This window comes from Nonomuraea sp. 10N515B, from assembly GCF_052245915.1.
Taxonomy (GTDB): Bacteria; Actinomycetota; Actinomycetes; order Streptosporangiales; family Streptosporangiaceae; genus Nonomuraea.
Map to the genome: position 1 here is coordinate 26492 of NZ_JBQQBQ010000028.1, position 15070 is coordinate 41561.

The 15070-nt window shown below is 70.3% G+C and carries 19 protein-coding genes; 11 read left to right on the forward strand and 8 right to left on the reverse strand.

Translation table 11 applies throughout. The features are described 5' to 3' along the window. Positions 1 to 133: 133 nt before the first annotated feature. Positions 134 to 355, reverse strand: a complete 222-nt coding sequence (locus ACTWQA_RS33700; protein WP_443163030.1) for a malectin domain-containing carbohydrate-binding protein — start codon at positions 353 to 355, stop codon at positions 134 to 136. 493 nt (positions 356 to 848) lie between these two features. On the opposite strand from ACTWQA_RS33700, the gene ACTWQA_RS33705 reads away from it, so the two are divergent. The 3 genes from ACTWQA_RS33705 to ACTWQA_RS33715 are packed head-to-tail and all read left to right on the forward strand — an operon-like array spanning position 849 to position 3565. Then, positions 849 to 2078, forward strand: coding sequence for a Cmx/CmrA family chloramphenicol efflux MFS transporter (locus ACTWQA_RS33705; protein ID WP_443163031.1), 1230 nt, complete (start codon positions 849 to 851; stop codon positions 2076 to 2078). A gap of 15 nt (positions 2079 to 2093) precedes the next feature. Then, the gene (locus tag ACTWQA_RS33710; RefSeq protein ID WP_443163032.1) at positions 2094 to 2906 is read left to right on the forward strand and encodes a helix-turn-helix domain-containing protein; all 813 of its coding nucleotides are present in this window, start codon (positions 2094 to 2096) and stop codon (positions 2904 to 2906) included. A 38-nt stretch (positions 2907 to 2944) separates the two neighbouring features. After that, the gene (locus tag ACTWQA_RS33715) at positions 2945 to 3565 is read left to right on the forward strand and encodes a LysE family transporter (RefSeq protein WP_443163033.1); all 621 of its coding nucleotides are present in this window, start codon (positions 2945 to 2947) and stop codon (positions 3563 to 3565) included. Positions 3566 to 3575: 10 nt separating this feature from the next. Here ACTWQA_RS33715 and ACTWQA_RS33720 read toward each other — a convergent pair whose 3' ends face one another. After that, positions 3576 to 4697: an FAD-dependent monooxygenase gene (locus ACTWQA_RS33720; protein WP_443163034.1), complete on the reverse strand. Its 1122-nt coding sequence runs from the start codon at positions 4695 to 4697 to the stop codon at positions 3576 to 3578. 78 nt (positions 4698 to 4775) lie between these two features. Between ACTWQA_RS33720 and ACTWQA_RS33725 the strand changes: the two genes are divergently transcribed. Continuing rightward, positions 4776 to 5498 (forward strand): TetR family transcriptional regulator, encoded by a 723-nt coding sequence (locus ACTWQA_RS33725; RefSeq protein WP_443163035.1) that lies wholly within the window; start codon positions 4776 to 4778, stop codon positions 5496 to 5498. A 92-nt stretch (positions 5499 to 5590) separates the two neighbouring features. On the opposite strand, the gene pip is transcribed toward ACTWQA_RS33725, so the two are convergent. Genes pip through ACTWQA_RS33740 form a run of 3 tightly spaced genes read right to left on the reverse strand, consistent with a single transcriptional unit; the run spans position 5591 to position 7967 of the window. Further along, a complete protein-coding gene (gene pip / locus ACTWQA_RS33730) occupies positions 5591 to 6550 on the reverse strand; it encodes a prolyl aminopeptidase (protein WP_443163036.1) in 960 nt (319 codons plus the stop codon). 46 nt (positions 6551 to 6596) lie between these two features. Further along, positions 6597 to 7154, reverse strand: coding sequence for a DUF6624 domain-containing protein (locus ACTWQA_RS33735; RefSeq protein WP_443163037.1), 558 nt, complete (start codon positions 7152 to 7154; stop codon positions 6597 to 6599). 30 nt (positions 7155 to 7184) lie between these two features. After that, positions 7185 to 7967: a neutral zinc metallopeptidase gene (locus tag ACTWQA_RS33740; RefSeq protein WP_443163038.1), complete on the reverse strand. Its 783-nt coding sequence runs from the start codon at positions 7965 to 7967 to the stop codon at positions 7185 to 7187. 84 nt (positions 7968 to 8051) lie between these two features. On the opposite strand from ACTWQA_RS33740, the gene ACTWQA_RS33745 reads away from it, so the two are divergent. From ACTWQA_RS33745 to ACTWQA_RS33755, 3 genes are all read left to right on the forward strand, one after another. Further along, positions 8052 to 9104 (forward strand): hypothetical protein, encoded by a 1053-nt coding sequence (locus ACTWQA_RS33745; RefSeq protein ID WP_443163039.1) that lies wholly within the window; start codon positions 8052 to 8054, stop codon positions 9102 to 9104. Positions 9105 to 9114: 10 nt separating this feature from the next. Continuing rightward, positions 9115 to 9528: an MmcQ/YjbR family DNA-binding protein gene (locus ACTWQA_RS33750; protein WP_443163040.1), complete on the forward strand. Its 414-nt coding sequence runs from the start codon at positions 9115 to 9117 to the stop codon at positions 9526 to 9528. A 338-nt stretch (positions 9529 to 9866) separates the two neighbouring features. Continuing rightward, entirely contained in the window at positions 9867 to 10457 is a 591-nt protein-coding gene (locus tag ACTWQA_RS33755) for a hypothetical protein (protein WP_443163041.1), read from the forward strand. An 18-nt stretch (positions 10458 to 10475) separates the two neighbouring features. On the opposite strand, the gene ACTWQA_RS33760 is transcribed toward ACTWQA_RS33755, so the two are convergent. Beyond that, positions 10476 to 10976 carry an NUDIX hydrolase gene (locus ACTWQA_RS33760; protein ID WP_443163042.1) on the reverse strand — a complete coding sequence of 167 codons (501 nt, stop codon included), beginning with the start codon at positions 10974 to 10976 and terminating at the stop codon, positions 10476 to 10478. Positions 10977 to 11009: 33 nt separating this feature from the next. Here ACTWQA_RS33760 and ACTWQA_RS33765 point away from each other — a divergent pair, with 33 nt between their 5' ends. The 3 genes from ACTWQA_RS33765 to ACTWQA_RS33775 all read left to right on the forward strand — a co-directional run bounded on the left by ACTWQA_RS33765 (position 11010) and on the right by ACTWQA_RS33775 (position 12611). Beyond that, positions 11010 to 11603 (forward strand): DinB family protein, encoded by a 594-nt coding sequence (locus ACTWQA_RS33765; RefSeq protein ID WP_443163043.1) that lies wholly within the window; start codon positions 11010 to 11012, stop codon positions 11601 to 11603. Positions 11604 to 11673: 70 nt separating this feature from the next. Continuing rightward, positions 11674 to 12195, forward strand: coding sequence for a nitroreductase family deazaflavin-dependent oxidoreductase (locus ACTWQA_RS33770; protein WP_443163044.1), 522 nt, complete (start codon positions 11674 to 11676; stop codon positions 12193 to 12195). A 281-nt stretch (positions 12196 to 12476) separates the two neighbouring features. Further along, positions 12477 to 12611: a hypothetical protein gene (locus tag ACTWQA_RS33775; RefSeq protein ID WP_443163045.1), complete on the forward strand. Its 135-nt coding sequence runs from the start codon at positions 12477 to 12479 to the stop codon at positions 12609 to 12611. A 93-nt stretch (positions 12612 to 12704) separates the two neighbouring features. On the opposite strand, the gene ACTWQA_RS33780 is transcribed toward ACTWQA_RS33775, so the two are convergent. Continuing rightward, positions 12705 to 13733: an alcohol dehydrogenase catalytic domain-containing protein gene (locus ACTWQA_RS33780; RefSeq protein ID WP_443163046.1), complete on the reverse strand. Its 1029-nt coding sequence runs from the start codon at positions 13731 to 13733 to the stop codon at positions 12705 to 12707. A 92-nt stretch (positions 13734 to 13825) separates the two neighbouring features. Between ACTWQA_RS33780 and ACTWQA_RS33785 the strand changes: the two genes are divergently transcribed. Then, a complete protein-coding gene (locus ACTWQA_RS33785) occupies positions 13826 to 14308 on the forward strand; it encodes an Lrp/AsnC family transcriptional regulator (protein WP_443163047.1) in 483 nt (160 codons plus the stop codon). A gap of 58 nt (positions 14309 to 14366) precedes the next feature. Here the strand turns inward: ACTWQA_RS33785 and ACTWQA_RS33790 are convergent, their stop codons facing one another. Then, a complete protein-coding gene (locus ACTWQA_RS33790) occupies positions 14367 to 14945 on the reverse strand; it encodes a dihydrofolate reductase family protein (protein ID WP_443163048.1) in 579 nt (192 codons plus the stop codon). Between the last annotated feature and the right edge of the window lie 125 nt (positions 14946 to 15070).

The following is a 15070-nucleotide window of genomic DNA, read 5'->3' on the forward strand; positions in this document are numbered from 1 at the left end:
CGGTAGGGGCTGAGGGCAGGCGTCCGAACTCATCTGTCACAGCGCAGATGCTCGCGGAGCGCCCTGGCCCGTGTCCAACGGGTTTCCCGGCCCGCCGCCGTCCAGGGGACGGAGGCGGGCCGGTGGCCGGGTCCTAGGAGACTGTCCTGTCGGGACGTTCGCTGATCCTGATGAAGCTCAGGATCGGATTGCCGACCCGTTCGTGGAAGGTCACGTCGAGGTGGCCGTCAACGACCTTTACAGTGAACTGGCGGCTGACCGCGGTGTTCGGCCCGGCCTCGCGGGCGAGGTCGAGCGCCTGGATGACCGGCACGCCCTCGATGGCCACGTCGAAGACCCGCTTGCCGGGCAGCATCGTGAGTGGATCATGTGTTCGGTCGCAAGGGCGTGGAACGAGACTTAACATTCGTGGCGGCCGGGCGCAGTTCCTCGTGCAGCCCTTAAAAGGGGCAGCTAGCTGCGGCTTTTCCGTCCGCGGGCCGGTCTGGCGGGAGCTGCCGCAGGGGTGGCGAGTTCAAGTCACCTGGCGGGAACACGACACCACGGCGGCGATCGGGGCAGCGCGTCCGCGTGATGGGAGGACCGCATCGGGCCGGTCCGGGTGCTACGGTGTCCGCATGTCCAGCCCCGAGGCGTCAAGACGCTAGCCACCGGTCGTCCGGTGGCTGATCTCGCGTTGTCGCCCCGCTGGCGCGCCCGTCCTTGAGGTCGGGCCTCTCGCCGTCCGCGACCGCTTTCGCCACTCGGATCACCGTTTTCCGGGGTTCTTTCCAGCGCGGCAGGGCGACGTCCATCCGGCCTGCCCGCTTCCTTGTCGTCGATCCACGATGTGGTCGCGGAGTCTTCTCATGCCATTCGCTGTTTACCTGCTCGGGCTGGCGATCTTCGCCCAAGGGACGTCCGAGTTCATGTTGTCCGGGCTGGTGCCCGGGATCGCGCGGGACCTGCACGTGTCCATCCCGGCCGCGGGGCTGCTGACCTCGGCGTTCGCCGCCGGGATGGTGGTGGGAGCGCCGCTGGTGGCGGTGCTCGGCCTGCGCTGGCCGCGACGGAACGCGTTGCTGGCGTTCCTCCTCACCTTCCTGCTCGCCCACGTCGTCGGCGCGGTGACGGCCAGCTACGGCGTGCTGCTTGTCACGCGGGTCGTCGCGGCGCTGGCCAACGCCGGGTTCCTGGCCGTGGCCATGGCGACCGCCCTCGGCATGGTCGCGCCGAACGCCAAAGGCCGGGCCACGTCCGTCCTGCTCGGCGGGGTCACGATGGCGTGCGTCGCCGGCGTACCCGGGGGTGCGGTGCTCGGGGAGGTGTGGGGGTGGCGCTCGGCGTTCTGGGCGGTGTCCTTCGCCCTGATCCCGGCCATCGTCGCGGTGCTGAAATCGGTGCCCGCCGGCGGCCCTCCGGCCGGCGCGGAGGCGGGCGGAGCTTCGGCAGCGCCTAGGGAGGCCCACCGCCCGAGCGTGCGCGCCGAGTTGCGGTCGCTGCGCCGGCCACGGCTGCTGGTGATGCTGGTCCTCGGCGCCCTGGTGAACGGCGCGACCTTCTGCACGTTCACGTACCTCGCACCATTGCTCACCGGAGTCACCGGCCTCGAGCCGGCCTGGATGCCCGCCATGCTGGCGCTGTTCGGGCTGGGTTCGTTCGCCGGGGTCACCATCAGCGGCCGGATCGCCGACGTGCGGCCCGTGCGGCTCCTGGCCATCGGTGGGCCGGCCCTGTCGCTCGGCTGGGCCGCTTTCGCGCTGACCGCCGAGTTCCCGGCGGTCGCATTCGTGCTCGTCTTCGTCCAGGGAACGCTGTCGTTCGCCGTCGGCTCCACGCTGATCTCGCAGGCACTGTACGCGGCGACCGGCGCCCCCACCCTGGGCGGGGCGTCCGCCACGGCCGCGCTCAACGTGGGCGCCACGGCGGGTCCTTGGCTCGGCGGCATCGTCATCGGCGCCGGGTTCGGCTACCGGTCGCCGCTGTGGGTCAGCGCGCTGCTGGTGATCGCCGCGCTGCTCCTGGGCGGCGTCGCCGCGCTTGCCGCTCGCCGCTCGCCGCTGCGCGAGAGCAGCCAGGCGGAGGTTTCTCCCATATGACCTAATCTTTCCGATATGCAGCAGGTCAGGGACGTGAACGGCACGCAGCTGGCCGTGGTCAGGCCGGCCTCCGGCGGGTTCCCACGGCACAGCCACGACGAGTACGTCATCAGCACCAACCTGTGTGGCCGCGAGGCCGTGCGTCTGGACCGCGCCTCGTTCGACGTGGACCTGGACGAGGTGACCGTCTACAACCCTGGCCAGGTCCAGTCCTGCACGACGCGGACACCGGACGGGACGGCGTTCGCGTGCGTGAGCTGGTACGTGCCGCCTGCCGTGCTCACCGCGCTGACCGGCGGCGCGCCGGTGGACTTCGAGCGCCCGCTCGTCCGCTCCGCTCCCCTGCGTGCTGAGCTGCTGCGGGCGGCCAGGGACCTGCCGGGCGGCGACCCGGCGCTGATCGAGGAGCGCCTCACGGTGCTCCTGCTGCGCCTGCTGGACCTCACCGGAACGAGTGCCACCCGCCGACGCGGCCCGGACGGCACCAGCGCCCCCACCGGCGCCGGGACCGGCGACGGCAGGATCGCCGCCGTGCTCGACCGGCTCCGCGGCGATCTGTCCAACCCGCCGTCCCTGGCCGGCCTCGCCGAGGACGCCGGGATGTCCCGCGAACACCTCATCCGCTCGTTCACCCGGGCCACCGGCTGCCCGCCGTACGCGTGGCACCTGCAGGCGCGGCTGGCCGAGGGGCGTCGGCGGCTGCGGCACGGCGAGCCGGTCGCCGACGTGGCCCACGCTTTGGGGTTCGCCGACCAGGCACATTTCCACCGGCACTTCACGGCCGCGTACGCCGTCACCCCCGGCCGCTACCGTCGCGTCAACATCTGACAAGACGCCCCGGGGCCGTTACCACCAGATTGAACGTCATGTCCGAGATCTTCCTGCTGGCCTTCTGGGTGGGATTGTTGTTCAACGCGGCACCGGGTGCGGTCTTCAGCGAGTCGCTGCGGCGGGGCGTGCGCGGCGGCTTCGGTCCGGCGTTCGCCGTGCAGGTCGGGTCGCTGGCGGGTGACGCCGTGTGGGCGCTGCTCGGTTTGGCCGGCGTCGGGGCGCTGTTCGCCGTGCCTGCTCTGCGCGTCCCGCTGACGGTGGCCGGGTGCCTGCTGCTGGGCTGGCTCGGGGTGACGGCCCTGCGGGAGGCCGCCTTCCCGCCTGCCGAGGCGACCTCCAGCACCCCGTCACGACGGGGTCCGCTCTCGGTCGGCGCGGCCATGTCGCTCGGCAACCCCTGGAACGTCGTCTATTGGTCGGGGGCGGCCGGGGCGGTCAGCTCCGTCCTGGGGCGGGATGCGGGCGTGAGCGGCCTCGCCGTCTTCTTCACCGGTTTCATGACCTCCTCTCTGGCCTGGTGCTTCGTCTCCGCGGGCCTCATCGCCCTGCTCCGCAGAGCGCTGCCACCCCTGGCGGTACGCCTTCTGGAGGCGGCCTGCGGGCTGTCCCTGATCGTCTTCGCCGCCCTGCTCGCCGCCCGCCTGGCCCCGCTCTGACGGGGGCCTGTCATGTGCTTCCGCCGACGAGCGGCGAGCGGACCAGCACGTTTCTGGTCCACATCCCGAGGCGGTTCTTCGGCACCATCATGCGCACGTTGGGCCCGATCCGCTGCTTGCTCCTGACCAGCGCTCTGTGCCCTTCCTGGTAGTGCCGGAAGGCCGCCGTGTGATCGGGCGCGTTCGCGAGCGCCTCCGCGAGCCGGTACGCCCCCACGATCGCCAGCTCCGCTCCCGCCCCCGAGGCCGGCGCCGCGCAGTGGGCGGCATCGCCGACGAGCGCCACCCGGCCCGACGACCACGACGGCATGCGTACCTGGCTCAACGCGTCGAAGTAGAAATCGGGGTCGTCGAGCGCCGTGGCCAGCAGTTCGCGCACCCGCCACGAGGTCTCGTGCCCGAACGCCTCCCGCACCAGCCGCTTGTGCTCCCCCACGTCGCGGTGGTCGTAGGCCAGCGGCCCCGACCGGAACATGAAGTACGCCATCGCCTGCGCGTGGTTGCCCGATCGGTAGATGCCCGCCATCTTCCCCGGCAGGTTGTACATCGTCACGTGACGGTCCTCCCCCAGCGCCGCGTCCGTCTTGGCGAAGGCGAAGTAGTGCCCCATGTGCCGGACGAACCCGCTCTCGGGCCCGAAGGCCAGCCGCCGCACCGTGGAGTGCAGCCCATCCGCGCCTACCACCAGGTCGAACCGCCTGCTCACGCCCCTGTCGAAGGACACCGTCACCCCGTCGTCGTCCTGCTCGATGCCCTGGACAGCGGTGCCGAAGAGGTGCTCGACACCCGATCCCCCCGCCGCGTGGAGCAGCCTCACCAGGTCGCCGCGCATGATCTCGACCTCGCCGCCCCCGCTCTGCAGGCGTCGCATGTCGATGCGGGCCACGGCCCGGTCGCCGGCGTCGACGAACTTGATGCCCCGCACGTCCGCCGCCGCCTCCCGGGCCCGTGGCATGATGCCCATCCGCTCGGCCACCGCCATCGCCTCGTCGCGCAGGTCGACGCCGTTTCCGCCCACGCGCAGCTCCGGGGCTCGCTCGACCAGGGAGGGCCGCAGCCCGTGCCTGGCCAGCCAGTGCGCCAGGGTCGTCCCCGCGATGCTCGCCCCTGCGATCAGAATTCGCCCGCTCATCATGGCCTCCCTGACCATCGGTCAGTCGCCTACTTTAGGCTCCAGACCCCGGGTCAGGCAATGCGTAGAATCGGCGGCGTGACGGACGACACCCGCTCGCGGATCCTCCAGGTGGCGCTCGACCTGTTCGCCGCGCGCGGCTACCACGCCACCTCGATCCGCGAGATCGCCGAGCGCCTGGAGCTGACCAAGACCGCGGTTCTCTACCATTTCCCCAGCAAGGGCGCCATCATCGCGGCGCTGGCCGAGCCGATGCTGACCGACATGGAGGCGGCGCTGGACGCGGCCGGCCGCCTGCCGGCCGGCGACGAGCGCCGGCGGCGGTGGGCCGTCATCGAGGGCCTGCTGGATGTGTGGCTGGCCCACCGTTACCTGCTCAGGCTGCAACTGAGGGACCTGGCGCTGGCCTCCGAGGAGCCTGTCTTCGAGCGTTTTCGAGACGCCGCCGTCCTGGCCGAGCACCTCATCGCCGGGCCGCTCGCGGATCACGTGGTGCGGATCCGGGCGGTGCAGGCGTTCGCCATGCTCAGCGACCCCGTCGTGATGTTCGCGGACCTGCCCGCCGACCTGCTGCGACCCGCTGTGCTGTCAGGGGTGGAACGGCTGCTGGAAGAGCCGGCCCCGAGCCGCGCCGCACCGCGCCCGGTGGGACGCCGACGCGGCCGGCCGGGGGCGCTGAGCCCGGAGGCGGTCGAGACGGCGCGGCGCATGCACGCCTCCGGCCGGCACACTGCCGCCGAGATCGCCCGCACGCTCGGCGTGTCCCGCGCGACGCTCTACCGGCACCTTTCCGGGTCTTGATTTCGAGACGCAATATGCGACATTTTCAAGACACTGATCGGCACAGGCCTTCCGTACGCCTCAGATGATCGCGAGCCGCGGGGTTCCGCCTTTCACCGGGAGGCGAAGGCGTCCAGCGCCGCGAAGATCTCTTTCCGCATCGTCTCGCTGCCCGTGTGCCCGGAGTCGTCCACCACGACCAGCCGGGCGTCGGGCCACGCCTGGGCCAGGTGCCACGCCGTGTCGACCGGCCCGCCCAGGTCCAGGCGGCCGTGGATGAGCACGCCGGGGATCCCGGCCAGCCGCCCGGCCTCGCGCAGCAACACGCCCTCCTCCAGCCAGGCGCCGTTGGAGAAGTAATGCGAGCAGATCCGTGTCATGGCCATGACGGCATCGTCGGGCCGGTCGCTGTAGGCGTTCGGCTTGCCGTTGGTCTCCAGGGAGATCACCGTGTCCTCCCAGGTGACCCAGTCGCGGGCGGCCTTCGCACGGACGGCGGGGTCCGGGTCGGCCAGGAGCCGCGAGTACGCCGCCAGCAACGCGAAGGTGTCGCCGTCGCGGTCGGCCTCCGGCACGCCCTGCCTGAACCGCTCCCATTCCTCGGGGAAGAACCTGCCGACGCCTCGGTAGAGCCAGTCGATCTCGAAGCGGCGCGTGGTCGTCACAGCGGGGATGACGATCTCCGACACACGCTCGGGATGCGCCTGCGCGTAGGCCAGGATCAGCGTCGAGCCCCACGAGCCGCCGTACAGCAGCCATTTGCCGATGCCGAGGTGCTCGCGCAGCACCTCCATATCGGCGATCAGGTGGTGCGTCGTGTTGGCGCTCAGGTCGGTCGCCGGATCGCTGGCGTGCGGCCGGCTGCGGCCGCAGTTGCGCTGGTCGAACAGGACGATCCGATAACGCTCCGGGTCGAACGTCTTCCGCACGCTGACCGAGCAGCCCGAGCCCGGCCCGCCGTGCACGACGAGCGCGGGCTTGCCCTCGGGGTTGCCGCAGACCTCCCAGTAGACGAGGTTGCCGTCGCCGACGTCGAGCATGCCGTGGTCGTAGGGCTCAATCGGGGGATACAAGCGGATGGCTCCTCTCACCGATGTAACAGTGCTTATATATTAGCCGTCACTCGAGCGACTTGAGCTCCTCCACGTATTCCTTGATGGGCTTCAGCCCGACGTCCGCGCGCCGCTCGTCCACCTCCGCCTCGTTCTCGATCGGGGTGCGGGGGCGCCAGTTTCCCTGCGGATCGGTCTCCCACTGCGTGCCGTACACCTGCGGCTTCTTCTCCGCCACCCGCACCCGATCCACGAGATAGGCCAGGTCGGAGGGATCCGCCTCGTCCTTCTCCACGGCCTGGCGCATCAGCTCCAGGCCGCGGCGCTGCAGGTCGAGGTCGGGGTCGGCGTGCTGGATCAGCGCCCAGGCGGCGTGCGCGCCGTCCTTGCCGACCATCGAGTGGCCCGGCCAGCCGTGCGCGTCGAGGATCTGGCGCATGCGGTCGGTGTTGGCCTTCTCCACCCGGTTCCAGTCCTCCTCGGTCGCCTCGAGCGTCCGGACCTCCTGGTCAACCTTCAACATCTGCAGCAACTCGGTGCGTAACGTGGGATTGGACGGCGGGTCGTCGCCGCAGGCCGCGACCGCCATGAGGACGGCGAGGGCACACACCACCAGTGCACGCATGTCGGCTCTTCCCGCGAGGCGCTGAGGGTGTCAGGCCACCTCGGACGACGGGGCGGTCCAGGTGTTGCAGGCGCCAGGATCGCCCGTGGCGAACCCCCGCTTGATCCACATCTTGATGGTGGACGTCTTGCCGTACCTACGCTCGTCGCCCGGCTCGTCACCCACGAAGAGGTCCAGGAATTCGTCCCAGTCGTCCGTCGTCCTGTTGCCGATCGGCCACACGCTCTTTATGAAGGCGCCGCCGAGGCATTCGGTCTGCAGGCTCTCGCGGCGCTCCTGCTCGTAGTATTCCGCCTTCTTGCCGTGGCGTAATTTGTCGATGGCGGTGGCGATGCCGACCTGCTTCTGGACGTGGTAGCCGTACATGGAGGCTGCCGTATCGAACAGCCACAGGTCGTAGGGGTCGTCGAGCCATCCCTTGCCGAGCTGGAAGACCAGCGTGCCATTACGGCCGCAGTACCACGCCTGGGAATCCTCTTTTCCTACGTCGAAGCCGCAGTAGTTCTTGGGAATCCGATCCATGTGCCGGACCTTGACCTTCTCATAACGCATGCCGGCGTTCCACAGGTGGTGCTCCCACGTGTCTTCCAAACAGGCGATGACCGCGTTCAGATAGGCGCGGGCGAGCTTGCGATTGTTGCGCTTGACCGGCGGCTCCTCGCACGTGGTCATGGGCAGCGCACCCATGTCATAGAGAGAGTTTTTGGTGAGTTTGGGGTCTTTCACCGGATACGCGGCCGCCGCGGTGGGGGCCGTGACCGCAAGGGACGCCGTCAGGACGCACGCGAGCGCCGCACTCTTCAGGAGTTTCACAATGCGGAGAATAGGGTCGTGGCGATAAAGAGTGCCAGCACCAATTTCCGAGCTCCACTGCGGTCGCCGAGAGAAGGGCCCTGAATGAGCACGCCATCTCCCACGTCCGCCCGGGCGGACGTCCACGTGAGCTACCACCAGATGCTCGTGACGGACGGATCGGGCGCGGACCACCCCACCGGCGTCCCCAACGGCCTGACGGCGTCGGCCCCCGGTGCTGCCGTGATCCTGACCGGCATCCATACCGGAGCCGTGGACGTCACCGTCCAACTCACCGACGCGCCTCCTGCCGTCACGGCCGAGGGATGGGACGAGGTAGAGGAGGTGGAGCTGATCACCTTCACCGGCGAGATGCGGGTATCCGGCATGATGATGGGGGCGCCTGAGGCGCTTCCCAACCTCACCCCGCTGGGGCCGGGTCGCTACGGCATGCGCGTGCACGCCCGTGGCCGCGACCTCCATCCCGCCGCCGTGCCGGCCGTGCCGTTCGAGTTCTACCTGGTCACGGTCTGGCCTATCGAGGTGGGGCCGGAGGCCTGCGCCAAGCTCGGCGTGGGCGTCGCCGAAGAGCTGGGCCTGCCGGACAAGAGCAGCGAGATCCGGCGCTGGGCCAGGGAGCACGCTCGGCCGGAGCACCAGCCGGGACGCCCCGCCCGGGAGATCCAGCCTCCCCTGCCGCCCGCTCCCGTACGAGGGGCGGCCAGGGCGTCGGGGCACAGGTTACGCATCGCCAACCCCTACCAGCCTCCTGCCGCCGAGCCGGCGTTGCCCGAGGGCCTGGTCGCCGCCGTGCCCGACGCGGTCGTCATCAGGACCCTCAGGGACCGGTCCGTGGTGGGGGTGCACGTGCGGTGGGACCAGTCCGGGGCTCGCTTGCCCCCCTCGAGCTGGGAGGAGACCGAGGAGATCGAGTTCGTCACGACCACCGGGATCATGCGGGTCGAGGGCATGTCGGACGACCGCGGCGAGGAGCCGCCTAACCTGACCTACCAGGGCGTCGGCCGCTACGGCCTGCGCGTTTACGGCCGTTCGCGCAGGGGCGAGCGACCGTCGAACCGGCCCGGCGAGTCATACCTGCTCGTGGTCTGGCCGATCGCCCTGGGCGCCGGGGGGCGAACTGTCGGTGCCGGGTTCTAGGGTGCCTGGTATGGCGGGCGGTTGGACGGATGCGGACGTCGAGCGGGTGCGGGAACGGCTGGCCGAGCTGGCCGGTGGGCTGCCCGGGGTGGTCGACGAGGATTCCTTCGGGCACGTCGGGTTCATGGTGGGGCGCAAGCGGATCGCGTGGTTGCTCATCGACCACCACGGCGATGGTCGGCTGACGCTCGCCGTGAAGGCGCCGCCGGGCGAGCTGGAGACGCTGATGGCCGCCGACCCGGCACGCTACTTCCGCCCCGCCTACGTCAAGTCGTGGGTCGGCGTCGAGCTGCTCGAGGTCGAGCCCGACTGGGCGGAGATCGGCGCGCTGCTGGAGCAGGCGTGGCGGATGACGGCGGGCAAGCGCGCCGTGGCGGCATACGACGCCGAGCATTCCGGTCGGGATCAGGCGCACGGCCCCTGACCCGGGCCGCGGCCGGCTTCGCTCGGGTCCCCAAAGCGAGCAATATGCACAAACCATCACAGAAACCGGCGAACTCCCGAAGCGCGGCGTACCCTCGCGAATGTGACCCCCCTTCAGCACCCGCTGTCCCCGGCGCACGCCCCGGTCGGCGCTGCCGTCGAGGCTCGCACGCATTTAGCCACCGGACTCGCCGCACCCACGCCCAGCGCCCCCCAGCCGACCCCCGCACCCCCGCCCAACGACACCCGGCCTGCCCTCACATCTCGGCCCGGCAAGGCCCCGTCTGCCCCCGAACCCTCGCCCGGCGACGCCCCTCCTCCTCGTGCCCGGAGCGACGTATGACGGGCCTGGGCCCGCGGGTGGTTCTGGTGCCCGACCTGGGCGAGGACCTGGCCCGCGCGATCGAGGAGTTGGAGCGACTGCTCCTGACGTTGAAGGCCGCCGAGGACGGCGGTGCCACCCTGCCCGGCCCTCTGGCGAACGGCGCCGCGCTGACCGCACTGCGCAGGCTGTGGCGAGCGCTCGCGCCCACGCAGGGACAGCGCGCAGCGGCCGCCCGGCTGGCGGGCCGGCTGTACGCGCCGGGCGGCCGGACCGAGCACGTCCCGCTGCGCCTGGTGGACGTCGACCCGATCGACGTCGCGACGCTGTCGGCCGCCGCCGCCGCGCTGGGCAGGGGCGTGGTGAGCCCCGGCGTAGTACGCGACGCCCTGGAGGCCGGCGGCGCCAACGGCTCGAGCACGGACATCGTCGCCGCCGCGGCCGGCATCAGCGGTCTGCTGGACCTGGCCGACACGGCCGAGTCCATCGTGCTGCGCGAGCGCCTGGCCGCGGCCGGCCCTGGCGCGGACGTCGTGCTCACGCCGGCGGTCGAGGATGCGTACCAGGCGACGGCGGACCGCCTCAACGCGATGTGGCCCCGCCGATAGCGCCTGGGAACGCGACGCTCAAGCACTCAACACACGAGGTTCATCCGGCAACCGTCCGGCCAGCACCTCGGCGAGGAGGTCGGACAGTCCTGGAGGGCGCAACGTCTCACCATCGGCAACGGTCAGCTCCCCCGGGGACCACCATCGAAGCTGAGTGATCACATCCCGCTCGCTGGGATCCAGACGAGCGCGGCAGACATCCTCCCTGCCCCGATACCGGGCGAGGAAATATCGTTCCCGCGCATGCACCGGCCGCCCGTCCCACGTCACGTGAACGTCGCGAATCCACAGGCACGGGCCCCACTCGACCTCCGTCAGCCCGGTTTCCTCCGCCAACTCCCGCCGCGCGGCGTCGAGGAAGTCCTCGCCGTCCTCCACACCCCCACCCGGCGGGATCCAGAACAGATCCCGCACGGGCGAGCCCGGCACCACGATGGCGCCGTCGTTCCTGTGCTGAACCAGCAGGACCCGCTCATCGCGATCGAGCAGCACGACCCGGGCACCCCATCGCGTTCGCACGAACCCAACCCCCGAAATGACACAATGATCGGCATGACCGTATCGGACCCCAAAGCCGACCTCCACCGCTATCTGCAGACCGCCCGCGAGGCTCTGCTCTGGAAGCTCGACGGCCTCTCCGAGTACGACATCCGCCGCCCCATGACCCCAACGGGCACCAACCTCCTCGGCCTGGTCAAACACGTGGCCAGTGTCGAGTTCGGCTACTTCAGCGACACCTTCGGCCGCCCGTCCGGCGAGCCGCTGCCCTGGCACGAGGACGACGCGGAACCCAACGCGGACATGTGGGCGACGGCCGAGGAGTCCCGCGAGCAGATCACCGCCCTGTACCACCGGGCCTGGGCGCACGCGGACGCCACGATCAATGAGCTGCCGCTGGACGCGATCGGCCGAGTCGCTTGGTGGCCGGCCGACCGCCGCGAGGTCACGCTGCACCGGATCGTGATCCATGTGATCGCCGAGACCAACCGCCACGCCGGCCACGCCGACATCGTCAGAGAGCTGATCGACGGCGCCGCCGGACTACGCGCGGACAACGGCAACCTCCCGGCCGCGGATCAGGCGTGGTGGCAGTCGTACTGGAGCCGCCTGGAGCAGACGGCGCAGGAGGCCGGCAAGAGCAGCTAGACCAATCGCTTGCTTGGGCACTATCCTTGCCCCGTCACCAGCGCCCACCGGATCGGGACATGAGGTCACCGTGGTCGAGCAGCAGCAGCCCAGCGGCGGGGTCAAGGCACGCGTCAGCACCGCGCTACGCCCGTTCTTCCAGTGGCTGGCGGGCACCAGGGGCTTCGCCCTGATCGCGCCCAAGATCGTGCCCCCGCTGGACCGCCTCGTCAACCGGATGACCGGCGGCCGCGCGCTCATGGGCGACCAGATGATCCCCCACCTGCTGCTCACCACCACCGGCAGCAAGTCGGGGCAGCCCCGCGAGACCCCGTTGGCCTGCCTGCCCGAGGACGGCGGCACGTTCCTCGTCGTCGGCAGCAACTTCGGCAGGGAGCATCACCCCGCCTGGAGCGGCAACCTCCTCAAGACCCCGCAGGCCACGGTACGGTTCCAGGGCCGCGTGATCCCTGTGACGGCCGCCCTGCTGACCGACGCCGAACGCGAGCAGGCATGGGAGACCCTCATCCGTTTCTGGCCGCTCTACCAGGGCTACACCGACCGCTCCGGCCGCGAGCTCCGCGTCTTCCGCCTCTCCCCGGACGTCTGCTAGTCGGTCTCCGCCTCCTCCGAAACTGGTGCATATGGGGATGTAACAGGCGTACTTCACCCTTTGGGCATGAGAGTGCCGAAGAACCCGACCGACGTGCGCGACGCCCTGATCGCTAGGCTGGGACGGAGGAACTTCCTGCGCGCCGCCGCGGTCGTGACCGGAACGGGCGGAACGTTGCTCGGCGCGCGCGCCGCTTCCGCCCCCCACCTGCGACGCTGCCCCGGGACATACTCCAGCCCCGCAAAGGCCCGATCCACGGCAAGCGTTACCTGCCGTCGGCGGTGGAGCAGGTGCGATGGGGGTACGTGCCGTCGGTGGGCAGCCGGCCGGCCCTCCGCATGAAATCGGGCGAGACGGTCACCATCGACTCGGTCTCGCACGAGGGCATCCTCGAGGACCAGGGCCGCGACACGTAGGCGACGGCGCCGTCAACTTCGAGGTGTCGCAGGTGGTGGACCGCACGACGGGCGTGCACGGGGTCATCGCCAAGGAGCACTTCTGACACATGATCATGGGCGGACCACGACCTTGATCGCCTTACGCTCGTCCATGGCCCGGTAAGCGTCGGCGATGTCGGCCAAGGTCGTCTCCGCGGTGAAGACGGGTGACGGGTCGAGACGATCGGCGAGCACGTCGGCTATGAGCGCGTCGAGATAGACCCGTGCCGGGGCGACCCCCGCGCGCAGTCCGACGTTGGCCCGGAAGAACCGGTAGAGGTTCACCCCCGTGATGCCGTTGGGCACCCCGACGGAGCCGATGGTGCCGCCGGGACGGGCCACGGCCAGCGCGAGGTCAAGCGCGGACTGGGCGCCGACGCACTCGGCCACGGACGCGGCTCCGCCTGCGGTTCGCTCGACGATCAAGGGGGCGGTCTGCGGATCGTCGGCGTGGTAGGTGTCGGTGGCGCCGAAGCGCCGGGCCAGCGAGGCGCGTTCGGGGTGACGGCCGACAGAGATGATCCGTTCCGCCCCGGCCCGCCGGGCGGCCAGCACCGCGCACAGGCCCACCGCGCCGTCACCGATCACGACGACCGTCCCGCCGCGCACGACCCCGGCCAGGACGGTGGCGTGGTGGCCGGTCGCCATGACGTCCGTCAGCGGCAACAGCCGCCGCGCCAGGTCATCGTCGACGTCGGCCCGGACGGGGACCAGGGTCGCGTCGGCGAACGGCACCCGTACCGCCTCGGCCTGCCCGCCATCGTTGGCGCCACCCCAGAACCCGCCCCGCCGGCAGGAGGTGGGCACATCCTCCCGGCACGCCGGGCACCTGCCGTCCGCGAACGCGAACGGCGCGACCACCAGATCACCCTTCCGCAGGCCTACGACCTCCGGACCGGTCTCCTCCACGGTCCCGATCCACTCGTGCCCCATACGATCGCCGGGCGTGAAGGACTCCTGGCCCCGGTACGGCCACAGATCGGACCCGCACACAGCCGCCAGCCGCACCCGCACCAGCGCGTCGGTGGGCTCGCGTAGCACCGGATCAGGCAGTTCGACCAACTCGATGTCACCCACGCCCCGCAGAACAGTCGCTTTCATGGACTGGAACGCTATTACTCCCAACCTCCCGCATGACATGCAAAAATGACGCCATTCAGCCCCTTTGACCACCGTTCTGGAGATATTGAGCCGTGCCCGCCGACGAAACGCCGGCCCTCGATTCCATCGACATGGACATCGTCCGCGAGCTGACCCTCGACGCCCGGACCAGCCTGGCCGAACTGGGCCGCCGCGTGTCCCTGAGCCGGTCCGCGGTGGCCGAGAGGCTGCGCCGGCTCGAGGACAGCGGCGTGATCCAGGGCTACACCACACATCTTGATCTCGCCCGGCTCGGCCTCGGCCTCCAGGCTCGTGTCGCGCTACGCCCCCACTACCGTTCGAGGCAGGACGTTCATCGGCTCCGCGAACGCCTGCTGACAACAGCGTGCGTCTTGTCCTGCGTCCATGTGACCGGCCAGAACTGCTACGAGCTCACGATCGCCGTCCGCGACGCCCGCCACCTCGAAACGGTGCTGGAGGAGCTGGGCACGCTGGGCGAGACCACGTCCTCGGTCGTGCTCTCCGAACTCGTCAACCCGCGCGACGTCGACGTCACCACCTGGGTCACTCGCTGAGGGTGACGTTCCCGCCCCTGGGTGAACGGCTCTCGCTGGCCGTTGTCGACGCAGCGGCCTAGGCGTCTCGGACGGGTCGGTAGGCGAGGAAGGCGAGGCCGTCACCGACTGTGCGGGTGTTGATGAGGCGCATGGGTTTCTTGTCGCTGGTCTCACCGAACAGGCGCTCGCCGGCCCCGAGCACGACCGGGTACATGGTCAGCCGCAGTTCGTCGACGAGGTCGTGCTCCATCAGCGTGTGAACGAGCTGGGTGCTGGCGTAGACGACGAGGTCGCCGTCTAGCTCCTGCTTCAGCTTCGAGACCTCGTTCACCACGTCGCCGGTGAGGACCGTCGAGTTGCTCCACTTAGGCTCTTGGAGGGTCGAGGACACGACGTACTTGGGCAGGCTGTTCAATCTGTCCGCCCACTGGCCACTGCGGGATGGCCACCGCGCGGCGAAGAATGCGTCGCTGCGCCGCCCCAGCAGCAGAGCCTCAGTGCCCAGTGCCTCGTCGAGCTTGAGCTTGGCCCACGCTTCGCGGTCCTTGTCCCCTATCTGGCCGAACCAGCCGCCGCGCTCGAAGCCCTCCTCCCCGGTCGGGTCCTGGACGACTCCGTCGAGCGAGACGTTCTCGCTGATGATGATCTTCCCCATCGTCGTTCTCCTTGATTGGCATCTTGGTTGGCGTTGTCGGCTATCACTGATGGAGACACCGCAACGTCGAGAAAGTGGCGCCCGCCGCCCCGTTCGCCCTTCGGCCGGTGTCTGTACACGATGGA

Coding starts and splice junctions, on each gene's coding strand:
- ACTWQA_RS33720 (WP_443163034.1), bottom strand. CDS start 4,697: ATGAGCGGGCGAATTCTGATCGCAGGGGCGAGCATCGCGGGGACGACC.
- ACTWQA_RS33755 (WP_443163041.1), top strand. CDS start 9,867: ATGACGGGCCTGGGCCCGCGGGTGGTTCTGGTGCCCGACCTGGGCGAG.
- ACTWQA_RS33710 (WP_443163032.1), top strand. CDS start 2,094: ATGCAGCAGGTCAGGGACGTGAACGGCACGCAGCTGGCCGTGGTCAGG.
- ACTWQA_RS33705 (WP_443163031.1), top strand. CDS start 849: ATGCCATTCGCTGTTTACCTGCTCGGGCTGGCGATCTTCGCCCAAGGG.
- ACTWQA_RS33715 (WP_443163033.1), top strand. CDS start 2,945: ATGTCCGAGATCTTCCTGCTGGCCTTCTGGGTGGGATTGTTGTTCAAC.
- ACTWQA_RS33765 (WP_443163043.1), top strand. CDS start 11,010: ATGACCGTATCGGACCCCAAAGCCGACCTCCACCGCTATCTGCAGACC.
- ACTWQA_RS33750 (WP_443163040.1), top strand. CDS start 9,115: ATGGCGGGCGGTTGGACGGATGCGGACGTCGAGCGGGTGCGGGAACGG.
- ACTWQA_RS33735 (WP_443163037.1), bottom strand. CDS start 7,154: ATGCGTGCACTGGTGGTGTGTGCCCTCGCCGTCCTCATGGCGGTCGCG.
- ACTWQA_RS33745 (WP_443163039.1), top strand. CDS start 8,052: ATGAGCACGCCATCTCCCACGTCCGCCCGGGCGGACGTCCACGTGAGC.
- ACTWQA_RS33780 (WP_443163046.1), bottom strand. CDS start 13,733: ATGAAAGCGACTGTTCTGCGGGGCGTGGGTGACATCGAGTTGGTCGAA.
- ACTWQA_RS33790 (WP_443163048.1), bottom strand. CDS start 14,945: ATGGGGAAGATCATCATCAGCGAGAACGTCTCGCTCGACGGAGTCGTC.
- ACTWQA_RS33700 (WP_443163030.1), bottom strand. CDS start 355: ATGCTGCCCGGCAAGCGGGTCTTCGACGTGGCCATCGAGGGCGTGCCG.